Raw genomic sequence first — 18252 nt, 5'->3', positions numbered from 1 at the left:
ACTATTGTCATTTACATCAATTTTTATCCCCAATAACAAAGAAATGCTCTCCAATCGATAAGGAGAGCATTGATTGTTATGTTGAACCATCGTAAATTCGATAAGCCATGTTTTGTTCCCGTGTACTCAAACGGCTTGCGCCTCGTACTTAGGGTGGTAATCATCTATCTACAGACTCATCTAAAGAAGTGTCTGTCCCTTCATCCGTTAAATTCCTTCAGAAGAGCGCCCCTACCATAATTTGGGTTTCTCGCTCGTGGGGTTTACCGCGTTCCATCCTACCCGTTTCCGAGTCGGCTACGTCACTGTGGCACTTTTCAGGAGACCTCATCCATATGTGCAAGCACACTTAGGACTTATCCCCGCCGTCAATGCGCATTGCGCAAAGCCCCGGCTTATCTTTTCGCCGAGCACGAACACTACGGTCATCTCAGAACCGTGCGAGCATGGACTTTCCTCTACAACTGATGTTGCAGCGATTACCTGAATTCACACTATGGTTACAATAGTATACTGCAATTTTCGACAAATATCAACGTTTTTCTTCTACGCCAATCACTTGCTTATTCGTGATCGTACAATTTGCTGCCGAATACGTGCTTCTCCAAATTTGAAATCCGTTTCAACAGATCGAAGTTCGTTGTATTGGCATTCGTTGCCGCTGGACGTTTGACTGCTGAAGCAAGTTCATCCTTCAGCTTTTCATTTTCCATACGTAATTCCGAAATTGTTTTTTTAAAAGCTTCATAGTCCTGAATCACTGTGTCCAGGAATAAATCCACATCTTCTTGATTATATCCACGTAAACCTGTTTTAAATTCTTTTTCAAGTATTGATTTAGAATCAAGTTTTATTTCCATAAAATGACGCCCTTCCATCAATGTTTACATGTCGCAAGTATAGCATATTTTGTACAACTTTGTCTTTCTATTTCCGGTTGAGAGCAGTATTTTGTCGGTTACTGCGCTTCCCCGGGAAATAGCTTTCTTTTCAATCTTATTTCCCTGTGCCTTAATCCATTTCCCATCCTCACTCTAAACCGTTCCGTGACGTCCTGATCTTCATTCAAAGTATGGATTGCTTCCTTCGTATAATAGAGAGCCTTTTCCAGCTCCTTCACTTTATGTTCGAAGAGCTTCGCTAATTCCTCAAAAGCAATGACTTTTTCCCTTCCTGCCAATCCGGAGGCGGCAGTTGCAAAGGATTCAATGGCCTCTGAATAGAGTCCTTCCTTTTTTAAGAGGAATCCAATATGAAAATGCGCCTTTGGTTCATCCGCCCCGTATTCTGCAATGACATCCATAAGGATATCTTTGCTTCGACTAAACGATTTAAGATCGGTATACCATTTACCGATATTCGTTTTTGCATTCGCGGATGAGTCCGCGTCGCCATGCAATAGGAGGTCGGTTGAACGGATATATAAGGTGACGAGGGAAAGGATATCCCATTCATTATGAAGAAGGACTTTCATAAGCAATTCGGCTCGGCCATTTTTCACTGCATCCTGGTAGATGATCGGCGCCATATGGCCGGGAATATCGCCTTCCCGGAAGAAGCCGAGCTGTTCTTCCTCAACTGAGGTCAATTTGAACGTGTCCATTTCATTTTTCCAGATCCTTTTCGATCCATGGAGCAAATCAATTTCGGTATGCTTAAGCAACTGTGGCAACACATTTCTATTCATTGTCCATCTCGTCTGCACTTGGGGCATATCGAAGCTTTTTCCGTTATACATGACGATTGACATAGGCGTTTTCCAAAGGTTAGAAGCATATAGGAATGCAGCTTCATGATCGGGGCCCGGCAGCACATATTGCGTCAATGTGAACGCTTCGTCTGTATATTCGATAAAGCCCATAAGGAAGATGAGCGTTCCGGCGCCTTTCAAACCAGTCGTCTCCGTATCAAAAAATACGAGCGGCTGTGCAAAGTCAGGTGCCAGAGGATGTATCTCCTCTGCTTCACGCCATCTTTCCACGGTGTTCAATAAACCTGAGAGTTCGTATTTTCCATGCTGATGATGCAGATCATAAACGACAGTTTTCTTGTACACGATGCCGAATTCGTTTTCTTCTTTTGTCAATCCTGCCGCGAGCCACCTCTTCTCATAAGGAGGCGGCGGAGGCGTTACACGTTTCTGTGTTTGGGGCTTTTCGTCAGTTTTAGGAGCTTTCTTTTTAAGAAGCTTCTTCATTTCCATCATTTTTGCTTCATATGACATTTGTCTTTCCTCCAACGAGGGCTTGCAGAAGAGCGATGACGTCCTGTTTCACCCGGATTCCCTCTTCTTGTGCACCGATACAGACAGGGCAACCATTGTCGCAATGACATCCTCGCACATGGTCCGTCGCCTTTTTCAGTAATTCATCCCAACGGCCAAAGATCTTTTCGCTTAACCCGATGCCTCCCGGATAACTATCGTAAATGAAAATTGTCGGTTTTCCGGTGTGAATCGCCTTCACTTGTGGGACGACATGGATGTCGGACCGATCACAACGTACGAATAACGGAATGAAAGATTGGATCGCGTATGCGGCACCTGTCAGTGCGTCTGTCAATTCGGATTCTTTCCAACCGTCCGGAGTGTCGAATGCATACCAAGTGGATGATGTATGCAGCTCCTCGGCAGGCAGCGAAATCGGACCGGAACCGATATTGTCGTGTGTGTCGAAGCGTATCTTTTTAAATATAGTAGGTATCGCCAAAACAGCAATATCTCCGTACGCCACTTCCGCTTCTCCCAGTTGCTCGCTTTCATCTTCATTGATCACTTTTAGTTCCACAGCTAAATTAGCATCCGTATAATAATCGACATCGACTTCTGTCACGTATGCCTTCTTTTCCTCCCAATCTAGCATTTCGACTTGGTATTGCTTTCCTTGATGCATATAGATCGCCTCTTCGTGCAACAAGGTCATTGCGCTGTAGCGGTCCATCTCTCCGATCACGACAGTCCCTTTAGGAATCGTTTTGTCGATGATGACAACATTTTCTTGGGAGGCGGAGCGTAGACTGACTTCACTTGCCGGGAACCGGTCTGTCATCCAATGCCATTTATCGGATGTTTTGACGAGCACCCCTTCGCTTTCCAGAAAGGCGAGAAGTTCCTGAACTTCGAATTCCCCGTATGTTTCCGTCATTGTAAACGGCAATTCAAATGATGCACATTTCAAATGATCCATGAGGATAAGCATATTATCGGGATGGATCCTCGCTTCTTCCGGCGTTTGGCCAAGCAAGTATTCAGGATGCTGAATGATGTATTGGTCAAGCGCCATCGATTGGGCAACATAGATGATCAACGCATCATCCTGCCTCCTCCCTGCTCTGCCGGCCTGTTGGTAGGCGCTCGCAATGTTTCCCGGGTAGCCGGTCATGATGCATGCTTGCAATTGCCCGATATCAATGCCGAGCTCGAGCGCATTCGTACTGACAACCGTCTTGATATCTCCGTCGCGCAGCCTTTTTTCAATTTTTCTGCGCTCAGATGGCAAATAGCCGCCACGATACCCCATGATTGTCTGATCAAACAGTTTTTTCTTCGTCAATTCCTTCATATACGTTACAAGCATTTCAACGCGCACCCGGCTCTTTGCGAAGATGATCGTCTGGACACCTTCCCTGTACAAAAACGATGCAATATCGCGAACTTCTAGGATGGCACTTCGCCGGATGCCGAATGTTTTATGGACGATCGGAGGGTTGTAGAAGATGAAATGCTTAACGCCTGAAGGGGCTCCGTTTTTGGATATGAGACGCATCGGCGTATTGGTCAATGCCTCGGCAAGCTCTTTCGGATTGGCAATTGTCGCTGATGTACAGATGAACGTCGGGTTGCATCCGTAATAATTGCAAATGCGTTTCAATCTTCTCAATACATGTGCGACATGGCTCCCGAATACCCCTTTATACGTATGCAATTCGTCTATGATGATATACTTCAGATTTTCGAAAAGGGATACCCACTTTGTATGGTGTGGCAAAATGCCAGAGTGCAGCATATCGGGGTTCGTCAAAACGATATGGCCCGACTTACGAACTTTAGTTCGCAATCCCGGCGCTGTATCCCCATCATACGTGTAACTGAGGATCGTCTCTCCGCTCGCCTCAATCAATTCATGCAAATCCGCTAACTGGTCTTGTGCAAGCGCCTTTGTCGGAAACAGATAAAGCGCACGGGACGAATCATCCTCCAAAATGCTTTGCAAGACTGGCAGATGATAGCATAGTGATTTCCCTGAAGCAGTCGGCGTCACAGCAGTTATCGAGTCGCCTGACGTCGCAATATCGAACGCTTCGCGTTGATGACTGTATAGACGCTCTATCCCTTTCTCGGCCAACGCTTTCACTATGGACGGATGAAGCTGTTTTGGAAATGCAGCGTATTCTGCAGGTTTTCCATCAATCTTTTCATAATGGCGAACATTGGACGATAATTCAGGGTCGGATAAGAAGTGTTCGACCGTTTCCCGGACGCTTGTCTTCTTCATCCTTGCTCTCTCCCTTTTTGTTGCAATTCATCTAAGACCGTTCTTAATGTGTACGTCGCTGAATTAATGGAAAGGACAAAACGTTTCTTTCCCGTCTTCGCATAAAAAGATTGAACGATGAATTGCTTCATTGATTCATTCAACGATTCAATTTGATGAAGATGAATGTATTTCGGTCTCTCTTCACGAATCAACGTTCTGATTTCTTCGGTCCATTCGTCCAACAATCTATGGTTTGTATCTGCATATGGTTTTACTTCTGTAAAAAAGTCAGGCTCCCGATCCAATTCCCGCATCGCTGGGAGTCTTTCCAAGCACTCTTCACAAACAGAAAGGAGCCGTTCCGTTTTCTCTAGTAAAGTTAACAAGTGAACCATCCTCTCCAAAGTCTTTCCTATAGTCTATCAAAAACTTCGTGGGGACACCAAACCTAAACGAACGTGTATTCTTCGAAACCTGCAGAACAATACTTTTGCGGAACTTTTAGAGCGATAATCCGTCCAATCATTATGGTATGATAGGAAATGCGAGGTGGTAGGAATGACAATTCGATATCCGAACGGGAAAAAATATATTCCGGTACAACGCTCTACCCGAGTGGATAATAAAAATCTATCGTTCAGCAACCGGGGGAAAACATTAGAGGACGAGTTGAACGAAACGAATGAATATTATTTAGCCAACAATAAAGCCGTCATCCATAAGAAGCCGGTCCCTATCCAAATTGTACACGTGAAATATCCTGCCAGAAGCGCGGCTGTCATTACCGAAGCATATTTCAGATCTCCATCCACTACAGACTTTAATGGAGTTTGGAACGGGAAATATATTGATTTTGAAGCGAAGGAGACAAAGAGTACGTCCTCTTTTCCATTGCAAAATATCCATGAGCATCAGGTCGAGCATATGAAAAGAGTGACCGAGCAAGCAGGCATCGCGTTTTTGTTAGTAAAATTCACTGTTCTCGACCGCTATTTTATCGTCCCGTACGAGTACTTCGAAAAAAAGTGGGAAAGAATGATAGCAGGAGGAAGGAAATCTATTACACTCTCCGAAATGGAAGAGATATCCATAGAAATACATGCAGGTTTCAACCCACGGCTAGACTATTTGTCTGCTATGGATTCACTTTTGCAGAAACCTGGAACAGAAACAATTGAAAGGCAGGAAAACTTATGAGTGATCAAACAAAATCTCGATCAGCCAGACGTCAGCAGATGGAAGCGGAAAAAAGGCGCGGGAAGAATAATAAGAAGAAAAATGGCAGCTATCTAGTAAAGAAAATCTTTTTCAGCATCATCGCACTTGGTGTAGCTGTTCTGATCGGTGGAGCTGGATTATTCGCATTTTACGCAAGCAGCGCACCGGATCTTGATGAAAATCTATTGAAAGATCCACTTACATCCGATATTGTCGATCGCAATGGAAATGTGTTTATGAAATTTGGTGCAGAAAAGCGGGAGTTCGTTCCATACAAGGATATACCGAAAGAGATGGAAGATGCCGTCCTTGCGACAGAGGACGTCCGATTCTACAAACACCATGGTATGGACTTCTGGAGACTGGGCGGTGCTGTTCTAGCTAACTTCCAAAGCGGCTTCGGATCGCAAGGAGCGTCTACGCTAACCCAGCAAGTCATTAAGAACTCCTTCCTCTCAGATGAAAAGACATTGAAGAGGAAAGCGCAGGAAGCGTGGCTCGCCTTCAAGCTTGAAAGGGAATATTCTAAAGAACAGATTTTTGAAATGTACTTCAATAAAATCCTCATGTCAGGCAACATTTACGGAATTGGGACGGCTGCAAAAGATTTTTACGGGAAAGATCTGAAAGAGCTTGAATTGCATGAAATGGCACTATTGGCGGGGATGCCTCAATCCCCTAACGGCTATAATCCGTTTAAGAATCCAGAGCGGGCAGAAAAACGCCGGAATACTGTCCTCGGCCTTATGTACAAACATGGTAAAATAACGAAGGACGAAATGGAGAAGGCGAAAGCCATCTCTGTAACGGAAACACTTCTTCCGGATGATCAACGTCAACAGAAAAAAGATTCTAAGTATCTTGCATATGTTGACATCGTCTTGGATGAATTGGAAGCAGCGGGCATGATGGATATCCTCGCAGAAGGGGTAACCATTCAAACGGCCCTTGACCCGGCAGCTCAACAATCTGTAGAAAAGGCAATCAATTCGCCGATCTATGAGTCGGATGAGATGCAAGCCGGGATGACCGTTCTGAATACGAAAACCGGCGAAATCGCCGCAATCGGCGGTGGGCGGAATTTCACCGGACGGAACTTAAACTTTGCTTCGGGTGACAACCCTAGGATGCCCGGTTCGGTTATTAAACCGATCCTTTCCTATGGTCCAGCAATTGAATACAAAAGCTGGTCAACTGCCCATATCGTTAATGACGAGCCATATAAATACAAAGGCACCGACATATCGATCCGAAACGTGGATGGGAAATACATGGGCCCAATAACTGCGAGAGAAGCATTATACCGCTCAAGAAATATACCAGCCATCAAAGTATTTGAAGAAGTCGGAACGAAACGAGCTCGCGAATTTGCAGGCAAGCTTGGACTGAAATACGAGGATATGACTTCCACGCTTGCTATCGGCGGAGGAGAATATGAATTTTCGACAATTCAAATGGCAGGTGCCTATGCCCCATTCGGCAACGGCGGCATTTATATAAAGCCCCACGCAGTCAAGGAAATCATTTTCCGTAATGGCTCCAAGCGTAACTTGGCACCGGACCCTGTCACTGTCATGAAAGATTCAACCGCCTATATGGTGACTGATATTTTACGGGATGTCATCACCTATGGAACCGGTAAGACGGCTAACGTCTCTGGATTGGATATGGCCGGTAAGACAGGGACGACGAACTATGATGCTGCAACGATGAAGAAAAACGGAATGAAAAACACTGATGTACCAGATAGCTGGTTCACCGGTTATACGACGGAGTACACGATATCCGTTTGGGGCGGTTACAAAAATCGTAATACACCCATTACAACGTACGATCGAGGCCGCTATGTGCCGCAAATCCTTTTCAGGAATGTAATGACTGATCTCGTGTCAGGAAAAACTACACCGAGGTTCAAGCAGCCAAGTTCTGTTGAAGAAGCGGTCATCGTCAAGGGATCTAATCCGCCAATTCTTGCAAGCAATTCGACACCGGATGCTTTGAAGAGTACAGAGCTGTTCGTTAGAGGAACGGTGCCGACTGAAATGGATGAAGAGGTGATTACTGAACTGGAAGCGCCAAGCGGCTTGTCTGCGCAATATGTTGCAGAGTCGAACTCTGTCTCATTAAATTGGTCGTACGACAATCCAGATGCACTTATGCTTCCGGAACCAGTACAATTCAGCGTCTCCGTTTCAGTAGATGGCAGTGAGCCGCAGCACATGACGACGACTTCGGTAAATGATGTAACATTCTCCGGAGTTGAAATGGGCCGCACATACACCTTCTACGTTAAGGCGATTTCAGGGGAAATTGAAAGTAGTCCAGCTTCCACTTCCCTTCTAATAGAGGGACAGAATGAAGAAGACCCTTCGATAGATGACGGAGAAGATGATGAAAACAACAGTGAAAACGATGGCCAAAATAATTACGGTAATAACGGAAACAATGGAAACAACAATGGCAGTGGTAACAATGGCAGTGGTAACAATGGAAATAATAGCAACACCGGAAGCAATGGTAACAGCGAAAACGATGGAGACGCTGACAATACGACCGACGGTTCCGGCTCATCGGGTGATGCGACAACCGATCCAGGAACGGGCGGAAATGATGGCTCCGGCGACGGAACCGATGATGGCAGTGGAGGATAACTAAAAAAAGCCTGAAGTGATGGAAATCATCACTTCAGGCTTTTTTATTTTATCATTGCCAATCGGCTAACCGCTTTTTTCATCGCCTCGGAATATAGTGCATCCAACTGCACGTATGCAAAATGCCCCGCTCTTTTCGTACGGATGTATTGCAATCGTTCTATTCCATTCAACGGTTCAATCAGTGACACATCAATTGAAGAAGATTCGGTGTTCATAAACAACCCTAGCATTTCCATATAATTTCCGATTGCTATATCAATCAAGTTGGCAGCTTCGGGACTCTTTTGCTTATAAGCTTCCTCGATTCTTTCTTTCATGTCCAGCCAATTGTTCCAACAGGAATATAGCAGTGCCTTCCTGTCCATTCCAGGCTTATGCAATGCCTCTCATCCGTTTCTTCCCTTCCCTGCACAATGGAAGGAGCGGACATTCACCGCAAGCCGGATTTTGGGCTTTGCAGTGATATCGTCCAAAGAAGATGATCTGATGGTGTGTATCCGTCCATTTTTCCATAGGCGTCCATCGCATGATCTTTTCTTCCACCATGAGAGGTGAATCTTTCCAACGATTCATGCCAAGACGCTTGGCTACACGCTCAACATGTGTGTCAACTGCCAATGCCGGGATGCCGAACGCATTGGAAACAACGACATTCGCCGTTTTCCTGCCTACGCCAGGGAAAGTCGTAAGTACATCCCTATCGCCCGGTACCTCACCATTAAATTTCTCGATCAGAATGGCACTCAACGCTTGAATGTTTTTTGCTTTATTCCGATAGAGGCCGATCGAGCGGATATCATTTTGAAGCTCCTCTATTTCTACCGCCAAATAATCTTCAGGTTTCTTATATTTTTTGAATAAATCCGCAGTAACGCGGTTCACAAGAACATCCGTACATTGAGCGGAGAGCAATGTGGCGACGAGTAGCTCAAATGCATTTTCGTGTACCAGCTCACAATGAGCATCGGGAAACATTCTACTAAACTCTTCCAGGCAGATTTCCCATTGTTTCTTCGTCAACATATTCCATCACCTATTCCCGTTCTTCCAACCAATTATAAAAAGGAACCTTTTTTACGACGGTTTCCCGATTTTGAACTGGACGTATCATTGCCGTCCTGAATGATCTGGATTGTTTTTCCACGTCATTCAACGTTCTCACCCTTTTCTTCTTCCATTCGAACAGAATCCGGTCAATGTAGCGCAAGCTGAGTTTTTGGGCTAGAACAGCTTCTTTCAACGCCGCCTTTATTATCTGGACAGCATGACCATCTTCATCCAGCCACATTGTAATCGTTTCGCATTCCATTGGAGATAGAAGACGTCCGAACTCCTGCTCGAACAATGTGAAGATTTCTCCTTCATCCTCTTTATCCTTCTGTTCTTCTAGTACGGTCTTTTCTGTAAGCACAATGTTAACAAGCCTGTTCCATAAGGGTTGCATTGAAAACTGCTCGTATAACACTCCGTTTTCATCCTGCCCCTGCCGGATTTCCAACAATCCTCGTTGCATAAGGCGTTGGAGGATTTCGGACACCTGATTCTCTGTAAGATGCATGCGTCCTGCAAGATCGGTTGGCGTAGGGAATTGCGAACCATCCGCCTGAAACGCACACATATGCAAAAGAAGCATTGCATCGATATCCTTTATATCCAATGCTTTATAGTGCTGAAAAAAGAGCTGGGGAATAGTGACATTCCCCTGCTCAATCCAAATACGGAGCCGTTCTTCATCTTTCATGCCGAACACCTCACTATTAGTAAATCTGCGTCAATTAAGGGTAAAGACGATTCAACAGACGTGGGAACGGAATTGTTTCCCGAACGTGTTCAACACCTGAAATCCACGCAACTGTCCGTTCCAATCCAAGCCCGAAACCAGAATGTGGAACTGCGCCGTATTTGCTTAACTCCAAATACCATTCGTAGGCGGACTCATCCAAATTATGCTCCTGGATGCGTTGCTTCATCAATTCATAGTCATAAATACGCTCTGAACCGCCGATGATTTCCCCATATCCTTCCGGAGCGATCAAATCTGCGCATAAAACGACATCGTCGCGATCTGGGTGCGGTTGCATATAGAATGACTTAATATCTTTTGGATAATTTGTAATGAAGACAGGCATGTCAAAGCTTTCTGCAATCGCAGTCTCATGCGGTGCACCGAAGTCATCACCCCATTCGATGTCATCAAAGCCTTTTTCATGAAGGAACGTAATTGCATCGTCATAAGAGATCCTTGGGAACGGAGCCTGTACTTTTTCAAGTTTTGAAAGATCCCTTCCAAGCCGCTCAAGTTCCAATGGGCAGTTTTGCAATACGGACTGGACGATATGCGAAACATATTGCTCTTGGACTTCTAAGCTTTCCTCATGTTGCACGAATGCCATTTCAGGTTCAATCATCCAGAATTCAATCAAATGACGTCGTGTTTTCGATTTCTCTGCACGGAAAGTCGGTCCGAATGAAAACACTTTTCCGAGAGCCATCGCTGCAGCTTCTAGATAGAGCTGTCCTGATTGTGATAAATAAGCGTCTTCATCAAAGTATTTCGTATGGAAAAGTTCCGTAGTTCCTTCAGGCGAAGAACCCGTCAAAATAGGTGGATCCACTTTCACAAATCCATTCAAATGGAAAAACTCATATGTGGAGCGGATGATTTCATTCCGGATTTTCATGATGGCATGTTGTTTGCGAGAGCGCAGCCATAAATGACGATTATCCATCAAGAATTCAGTTCCGTGTTCTTTCGGAGTAATTGGATAATCAATTGCTTCATGAATGATTTCAATATCTTTCACTTGCAGTTCAACGCCGAATGAAGAACGTTCGTCCTCCGTCACTTCTGCTGTCACATAAAGCGAAGATTCCTGGTGGATGGATTTTGCTTTCGCAAAAATATCCTCCCCTACAACTTCTTTGACGACAACGCCTTGAACAAAACCTGATCCATCGCGAAGTTGCAGAAACGCGATTTTACCGCTCGATCTTTTATTTGCTAGCCATGCTCCGATCCGGACTGTTTCTCCTACGTGATCTGGCATTTCGTGAATCATGATTGTTTTCATAAGTACCTCCGTGAGTATGAACTTTTATTCTTTCCAGTTTGCTTCAACATATGAACGGATTCGTTTTACCGCTTCCTCCAGCAGATCAATAGATGTCGCATAGGACAAGCGGATCGTTTCAGGGGAACCGAAACCGGATCCGGGGATGACTGCCACTTTCGCTTCCGTCAGAAGCGCTGATGCAAACTCATCTACATTTGAGAAGCCTGTTTTTTTCATTGCTTCAGTAACTTCCGGCAACAAATAAAAAGCACCTTGAGGTTTGACGACTGTAAAGCCGGGAATAGCCGCCAACTGAGGGTAGATACGTTCCAACCTCGATTCAAAATCCTTCCGCATGCTTTCCACTGCTTCCTGAGGACCATTATACGCTTCAATCGCAGCGTATTGGGAAGTCGTTGTCGGATTGGATGTCGAATGGCTGGCCAAGTTCGTCATTGCACTCACCACTTCTGCATCTCCCGCAATATATCCAATTCTCCAACCTGTCATTGAATGGGATTTGGATACTCCGTTAATGATGAATGTCCGCGCTTTCGCATCATCTGATAGCTGAGCAATCGAAACATGCTTCTCATTTCCATAAATCAACTTTTCGTAGATTTCATCCGAAATGATCCATATATCCTTTTCTAGACAAACTTCTGCAATTTGGCGGAGTTCCTCTTGCGAATAGATCATACCAGTCGGATTTCCTGGAGAGTTGATAATGACAGCTTTCGTTTTAGATGTAATTGCATTGCTAATCTGTTCTGCCGTTACCTTGAACTGGGATTCCGATGTAGCTTCAACGAAAACTGGTACGCCTTCAGCGAGCTTCACTTGTTCGGGATAGCTGACCCAATAAGGTGTCGGGATGATTACTTCATCACCCGGATCTAATAGGACCTGGAACAATGTGTAAAGAACATGCTTCGCACCGATGCCGATCATAATTTCCTGTCTTGAGTAATCCAACTGCTGATCCGTCTTCAGTTTGGCGATGACGGCATCCTTCAGTGCAGGAAGGCCTCCGGAAGGCGTATATTTTGTCTTGCCTTCTTTCATGGATTGAAAAGCCGCTTCCAAAATGTTTTCGGGAGTATTATAATCCGGCTCCCCAGCCCCTAGTCCGATGATGTCGATGCCCGACTCCTTCATCTCTTTAGCTTTCGCCGTAATGGCAAGGGTTGTGGATGGTGATAACGTACTTACTCTCGCTGCTAACTTCTTTGTCAATTGAATCGCTCCCTTTTGTCCCTTCATCTTATCGAATGTAAACGGATCAATCTTATAGATTTAATATCCGTTTCCACCATTCTCCGTTCTCAAAAAAGACATATACATAATTCAATTTGCCATTTTCGCCTTTAAATGCGACTTCCCATACAGGATGGCCTTCCTCCAAGCCAAGTACTACGTGGAGGATCTTTTCCACTGGCAACTCCGCCTTCACCGTTTCAATTGCGGCTTGCGAATCGATACCATCTTTCAAAACTACTTCATCAAGGATTTCTCCTGTTTTCCCTTTAATGAAAACCGCTTTCTCATTGCCTTTGTCATCTTTGCCGAATACAGTCACCATCGAAACGGTGCCATTATAGATGGAAGTGCGTTCGACAGAATTCAAAGCTCCATACTTCAATGCATCTTCTTCCGCCTTTTCTTGGGCGTTTGAAAAAGGTGTATTGGCATTATAAAAAACAATGACAATAATGATAAGTGATAACGCCAAAAGGAAAGCTGCGATGAACTTGATCCAATTCATCATTAGTATCACTTCCTACTGCAAATTGGAAATCTTTTCGCATTTCGTCTTCTACTGTATCCCTATTTATTATAACAATCTTCGAGCTCATTCACCATATGTTCTAATGACACTTTGTGAACGGGAACAGACGGCAGCGCATTCAAAAAGCGCTTCCCATATGATTTTGTATAGATACGTCTATCCAAAATGATGAAAAAGCCCCTATCTCCAGACGAGCGGATCAATCGTCCAAATCCCTGCCTGAACCTCAATATCGCTTCTGGCAATGACAAATCTGTAAATGGATTGGATCCGCCTGCAGCTAGCTTTGCCGCCCTCGCTTTAAAGACGACCTCATCCGGAGATGAAAACGGAAGCCGGACAATGATGACCGCAGACAATGCCTCACCGGGAACATCGACACCTTCCCAAAAACTGTTCGTGCCGAATAGAATCGATTTCTCGAACTGACGGAACGATTTCAACAGTTTCATTCGGCTCCCAGAGCTCACTCCTTGCGCAATGAGAGCGTAATCTTTCAATAGTTCACTCTCCAAAATCAATTCATACGTTTTTCGAAGCATATCCTGCGAGGTGAACAGGACGAACAATCTTCCGCCAGTTGCGAACACTGTTTGGACGACTGCATCCGCTACTGCTTCAATATAGTCGCTCTGGGACACATGTTGGATGGACGGCATATCATCGACGATGAATATTCCTGCGTTATCATAGAAATGTGCAGGAGCGTCAAATGTTAAAACGGGTACACTTTCAGCAATTCCTAGCTGCCTGGAAACAAAACGCTCATCCTGGTTGATTGTCATTGTTGCAGATGTCCATATGATTCCAATCTCTTCATCTTTAAGGCCCTGCATGAATTCCTTTGTAATCGCCGACCCTTCTACGGGGCTTTTGACGACAGTAAGACTACCAGGCAAACTCCGTTTATCTTTTTCAATCCAAATGGTGAAATTCTCCTTTTCGTCATCCAGGAAAATTTCCACCCATTCTCCAGCCTTGATTTTCAATTCCCTTACCCAATACTCCCATTCTGATAAAAATGCCTGTTCTTTCGGCGACATTCTCTCTATATGCACTTCCAGGCGAGAACTAATTATTTCTACAACCTCAATATAATCATTCATCTTTTCGGCCATTTTGGAAAAGAGGGGATCGTTCCCGACTAATTCCTCGAGACCGAAAACGACTCTCTTCCCTTGTTGGCTTCCTTTCACCTGAGGGCGGTGTTTCGACAACAACGCAGCGACATCATCAAATATGGTTGTGAATTGTTCATAGGAGAACGCCAGCTTTTCAAACACCTGATTTCCATAATTGCCATATTTCCTATGAAGTTTCATAATCTGATGAAGAAGCTGGCCAACCGCGTCCGAGCCTAGCTGCCCCATGACATACTTCCAGTTCATATAGGAAAAGACTGTCTCATTGGAATTGGCAGCTGTATGAATAAATTGATGGGCTTCATCGATGATCAGGCCTGAAAAGTCCTGGAAAATCTTTTGTTCACGATTGCTATCCGATAGGAGCATCGAATGGTTCGTAATGATGAGATTGGAAAGGCTGCAGGCGTCCTTCATCCTTTGGTGGTAATCCGCCGATCTTTCATCCGCCTTCAGCCAATTATTCCGTTTACGGATCCGATCGACAAACAATTGTCCCCCGCCGGACACATTCAATTCATTGACATCTCCGGTTTCCGTGTCTGTCAGCCAGACGAGGATTTGCATGATTGTAAATGTTTCATCATACGATTCATCCGTTATCCTCAACAATTCTTCGAACTTTCCGAGGGAAATATACTGCTCCTTGCCCTTTAGGACTGTTGCAGTGCATTTGATGTCAAGGATTTTCTGGATGCGCTTCACTTCATCCTCGAGGATTTTATCGACAAGATGGTTTGTGAACGTGCTAATCACCACAGGTTTCCCGGTCAGAAGGGAATAAATTGCTGCAGGCAACAAATAGCCGACCGTTTTTCCGACTCCTGTTGGGACCTCGACAACAATTTCGGAATGCGTGGAGAGCGTTTCCCATATGGAATCCATGAATGACAATTGGGATTTCCGGTATTCGAAAAAAGGATAGCCTTTCTTCAACAGATCGACTTTCTCCTCTTCCTTCTTCGGATAGGTACAACGTGCACTCAAAACACCCGCGGGATTCTCAGGGTTATTGTACGGAATTCCCCTGAATAAAGGGAGCTTTCTACCGCCTGTAGAAGTCCGTACATGCTTTAACGTTTCATAAATTAGTGTCGAAATATCCGAGCGCAATGAAAAGGAGCGCCTATGCAATAAGTTCAATGTTTCTTCCGGCAAAGTCCGAAGCTTAGACAATGCTGTCAATAACAAATTGGCAGTCGCTTTGGCATCATCATCTGCCCTATGTGCGGCAGGCAGCTCAATATCCAAATCCTCTGCCAAATCCTGCAAACGATAGCTTGAGGAGGATGGGAATAGGATTTTGGATAACTCAACAGTATCAATTTTCTTTCCGGACCAACCGGCCACATTGCATCGTTTAAATTCGCTTTGCAAAAATGACAGATCGAAATCGGTATTATGCGCGACAAATACCGTCCCCTGCAACATATCGGATACATCTTGTGCAATCTCTTCAAATGAAGGAGCAGAAAGCACTTCTTTATCCGTAATCGCGGTCAATTGTTGGATGAACGGAGGTATTTCACGTTCCGGATTGACAAATCGGGCATACTGGCGCGTTATCGTCCCATTTTCGATGAAAACGATTGCAATTTGTATGATCCTATCCCCTCTAGAAGGGGAATGTCCAGTCGTTTCCAAGTCAACGACTGCATATGTACGATTATCCATTCAATCATCAACTTCCTGTAGTGAATACTACAGCAGATTGTATCATATTTGGCGGTCCGATTGCGCAATTAGGTATCCAACCAATTAAAAAATACCGATGAAGGAAAATTTCAATCCTTCATCGGCGTCTACTTCCATTAGGCAATTACGCCGGGCGTTTCTTTGATCACTTCTTTAACCCCATTCGTTTCATTCATGAGAAGGACTGTCGGTTGATGGGTGTTAGCCTCCTCATCCGTTACATAGACATATGAAATGATGATGACTATGTCACCTTTCTGGACTAATCTGGCTGCAGCGCCGTTGACGCAAATAACACCACTTCCACGCTCACCCGCTATAATATACGTTTCAAATCGAGCTCCATTATTATTGTTGACAATATGGACCTTCTCATTCGGAAGCATACCCGCTGCATCCAACAAGTCACTATCAATCGTAATACTTCCAACGTAATCCAAGTTTGCTTCTGTCACGGTAGCGCGATGCAATTTACTGTTCATCATCATTCGGAACATGGGTACCATCCTTTGTTGACATAATAATATTATCTATTAACCTAGTTGACGAAAACTTCACTGCGCAAGCCAAGATTACTTCCTGTGCCGCGTCCGTTACAGGACCTAATTCAGGGTATGCCAGCATTTTCACATAATCGATCTTGCCAGAACTATTTGAAATGATGTATTCTGACACATGCTGCTCAATAGCGTTCGGATTGTCTCCCGTCGCGAACATCTTTGCACCGATTTGTAGTGCCCGATAGATCACAGTCGCTTCCGATCGTTCCAAAGATGTCAATTTCACATTGCGCGAGCTTTTCGCCAATCCATCCTCTTCCCGTACAGTCGGAACCCGCATGATTGCTGTCCGTAGATTGAAGTCCCGTACAAACGTTTCAATTACTGCCAGTTGTTGCGCATCTTTCATGCCGAAATACGAACGGTCCGGATCGACAATATTGAACAGTTTCAATACAACTTTGAGAACACCGTCAAAATGTCCAGGCCTTGAAGCGCCGCAAAGCTCATGCGCCTGCCTGCCCGGCAGTATACGGATGCCACCGTCAGACGGATACATTTTATCGACTGCCGGAATGAATACAATATCGACGCCGGCTTCACATGCGAGACGAATATCCCTTTCCCGATCACGCGGATACGAGTCGAAATCCTCGCCGGGTCCGAACTGTGCCGGATTAACAAAAATGCTCATGACAACAATGTCGTTTTGTTCTTTTGCATGCTTCACAAGAGATAAGTGCCCTTCGTGTAAATAGCCCATAGTAGGGACGAAGCCGACTGTTGCATTTTGTCGTTCATTCCGGTTCAGTTTCATCTGGAGTTCTTCAATGGTTTCTACCACTTGGATGGCAGTACTATCAACGTACATCGTTCAATCCCCCGTATAATGCAACCAGTTCTTCCTCCTTCATCGTAAAACGATGTGCCTCAGAAGGAAATTCTCCTGTCTTGACGGCTGAGGCATATCTCTTTAAACCATTTTTGATATCGCTTCCAATATCTGCGTATGCTTCGACGAATTTAGGGATATGGTGACTTCCGTATTTAACCGTGTCATGGAAAACAAGCACTTGACCATCCGTCTCTGCGCCAGCTCCTATCCCGATTGTAGGAATTGCGACCGCTTTTGATACCTGGTCCGCCAATTGATAAGGAATGCACTCCAAAACAATCATACATGCGCCTGCAGCTTCACAAGCGATTGCATCCTGAATAAGTTTTTCTGCAGCTTCCGCAGTCTTCCCTTGCACTTTGTAACCCCCAGCTACAGCAGCTGATTGAGGAAGAAGACCGAGATGTGCAACGACTGGAATCCCTGTTTCCGTCAAAAGATGGATGGTGTCAATCACCTTTCCTCCGCCTTCCAGTTTCAAAGCGTTTGCTCCCGTCTCCTGGAAGATGCGGACTGCGGCTTCCAACGTCCTATCAGCTGAACCATGGTAGGAAGCGAAAGGCATGTCAACGACGACGAACGTGTCCTTTGCTCCCCTCCTGACCGCTTTTCCGTGATGAATCATATCGTCGGTTGTCACAGAAGCAGTCGATTCATAACCTAAAACGACCATGCCTAGCGAATCGCCTACAAGGATGACGTCGATGCCAGCCTCCTCCGCCAATTGTGCAGACGGATGGTCGTACGCAGTCAACATGACAATTTTTTCCCCATTACGTTTCATCTTCGTGAAATCAGTAGTGCTTTTCATCCGTATCCTCTCCTTTTCTG

The 18252-nt window shown here is 44.9% G+C and carries 16 protein-coding genes and 1 other RNA gene; 2 read left to right on the top strand and 15 right to left on the bottom strand.

All coding sequences use genetic code 11. The features are described from left to right. Positions 1–96 precede the first annotated feature (96 nt). The 5 genes from rnpB to OC538_RS01975 all read right to left on the bottom strand — a co-directional run bounded on the left by rnpB (position 97) and on the right by OC538_RS01975 (position 4870). Positions 97–491: RNase P RNA component class B (rnpB, locus tag OC538_RS01995), an RNA gene on the bottom strand. Between the two features lie 72 nt (positions 492–563). Continuing rightward, the gene (gpsB, locus tag OC538_RS01990; protein ID WP_251694620.1) at positions 564–860 is read right to left on the bottom strand and encodes a cell division regulator GpsB; all 297 of its coding nucleotides are present in this window, start codon (positions 858–860) and stop codon (positions 564–566) included. Positions 861–958: 98 nt separating this feature from the next. After that, entirely contained in the window at positions 959–2224 is a 1266-nt protein-coding gene (locus OC538_RS01985; RefSeq protein ID WP_262173037.1) for a ribonuclease H-like domain-containing protein, read from the bottom strand. Beyond that, positions 2214–4493, bottom strand: a complete 2280-nt coding sequence (locus OC538_RS01980; protein ID WP_251694622.1) for a DEAD/DEAH box helicase — start codon at positions 4491–4493, stop codon at positions 2214–2216. The genes OC538_RS01985 and OC538_RS01980 overlap by 11 nt, the downstream gene beginning before the upstream one ends. Then, positions 4490–4870, bottom strand: a complete 381-nt coding sequence (locus OC538_RS01975; protein ID WP_251694623.1) for a YppE family protein — start codon at positions 4868–4870, stop codon at positions 4490–4492. The genes OC538_RS01980 and OC538_RS01975 overlap by 4 nt, the downstream gene beginning before the upstream one ends. A 163-nt stretch (positions 4871–5033) precedes the next feature. Here OC538_RS01975 and recU point away from each other — a divergent pair, with 163 nt between their 5' ends. Further along, the gene (gene recU, locus OC538_RS01970) at positions 5034–5672 is read left to right on the top strand and encodes a Holliday junction resolvase RecU (protein ID WP_251694624.1); all 639 of its coding nucleotides are present in this window, start codon (positions 5034–5036) and stop codon (positions 5670–5672) included. Further along, positions 5669–8344: a PBP1A family penicillin-binding protein gene (locus OC538_RS01965; RefSeq protein WP_262173036.1), complete on the top strand. Its 2676-nt coding sequence runs from the start codon at positions 5669–5671 to the stop codon at positions 8342–8344. The genes recU and OC538_RS01965 overlap by 4 nt, the downstream gene beginning before the upstream one ends. A gap of 44 nt (positions 8345–8388) precedes the next feature. On the opposite strand, the gene OC538_RS01960 is transcribed toward OC538_RS01965, so the two are convergent. The 10 genes from OC538_RS01960 to panB all read right to left on the bottom strand — a co-directional run bounded on the left by OC538_RS01960 (position 8389) and on the right by panB (position 18232). Continuing rightward, positions 8389–8727: a YpoC family protein gene (locus OC538_RS01960; RefSeq protein ID WP_251694626.1), complete on the bottom strand. Its 339-nt coding sequence runs from the start codon at positions 8725–8727 to the stop codon at positions 8389–8391. Beyond that, a complete protein-coding gene (nth, locus tag OC538_RS01955) occupies positions 8720–9370 on the bottom strand; it encodes an endonuclease III (protein ID WP_251694627.1) in 651 nt (216 codons plus the stop codon). The genes OC538_RS01960 and nth overlap by 8 nt, the downstream gene beginning before the upstream one ends. A gap of 10 nt (positions 9371–9380) precedes the next feature. Further along, positions 9381–10088, bottom strand: a complete 708-nt coding sequence (locus OC538_RS01950) for a DnaD domain-containing protein (RefSeq protein ID WP_251694628.1) — start codon at positions 10086–10088, stop codon at positions 9381–9383. Positions 10089–10122: 34 nt separating this feature from the next. After that, complete coding sequence (gene asnS / locus OC538_RS01945; RefSeq protein ID WP_251694629.1) at positions 10123–11418, bottom strand: asparagine--tRNA ligase; 1296 nt, start codon at positions 11416–11418, stop codon at positions 10123–10125. A gap of 24 nt (positions 11419–11442) precedes the next feature. After that, positions 11443–12663 (bottom strand): pyridoxal phosphate-dependent aminotransferase, encoded by a 1221-nt coding sequence (locus tag OC538_RS01940; RefSeq protein ID WP_251694630.1) that lies wholly within the window; start codon positions 12661–12663, stop codon positions 11443–11445. A 25-nt stretch (positions 12664–12688) separates the two neighbouring features. Further along, positions 12689–13168, bottom strand: a complete 480-nt coding sequence (locus OC538_RS01935) for a DUF5590 domain-containing protein (protein WP_251694631.1) — start codon at positions 13166–13168, stop codon at positions 12689–12691. 59 nt (positions 13169–13227) lie between these two features. Continuing rightward, a complete protein-coding gene (gene dinG, locus OC538_RS01930; protein ID WP_251694632.1) occupies positions 13228–16005 on the bottom strand; it encodes an ATP-dependent DNA helicase DinG in 2778 nt (925 codons plus the stop codon). 137 nt (positions 16006–16142) lie between these two features. Then, positions 16143–16523, bottom strand: a complete 381-nt coding sequence (panD, locus tag OC538_RS01925; protein WP_251694633.1) for an aspartate 1-decarboxylase — start codon at positions 16521–16523, stop codon at positions 16143–16145. After that, entirely contained in the window at positions 16498–17397 is a 900-nt protein-coding gene (gene panC / locus OC538_RS01920) for a pantoate--beta-alanine ligase (protein ID WP_251694634.1), read from the bottom strand. Before panC ends, panD begins: the two co-directional genes overlap by 26 nt. Further along, positions 17387–18232, bottom strand: a complete 846-nt coding sequence (gene panB / locus OC538_RS01915; protein ID WP_251694635.1) for a 3-methyl-2-oxobutanoate hydroxymethyltransferase — start codon at positions 18230–18232, stop codon at positions 17387–17389. Before panB ends, panC begins: the two co-directional genes overlap by 11 nt. Between the last annotated feature and the right edge of the window lie 20 nt (positions 18233–18252).

It is taken from the genome of Saccharococcus sp. Marseille-Q5394, assembly GCF_946901335.1.
In the GTDB taxonomy this organism is placed as follows: domain Bacteria; phylum Bacillota; class Bacilli; order Bacillales_A; family Planococcaceae; genus Sporosarcina; species Sporosarcina luteola_C.
The sequence above is the reverse complement of the archived record's forward strand: the minus strand, read 5'-3'. Positions and strand labels throughout refer to the sequence as shown.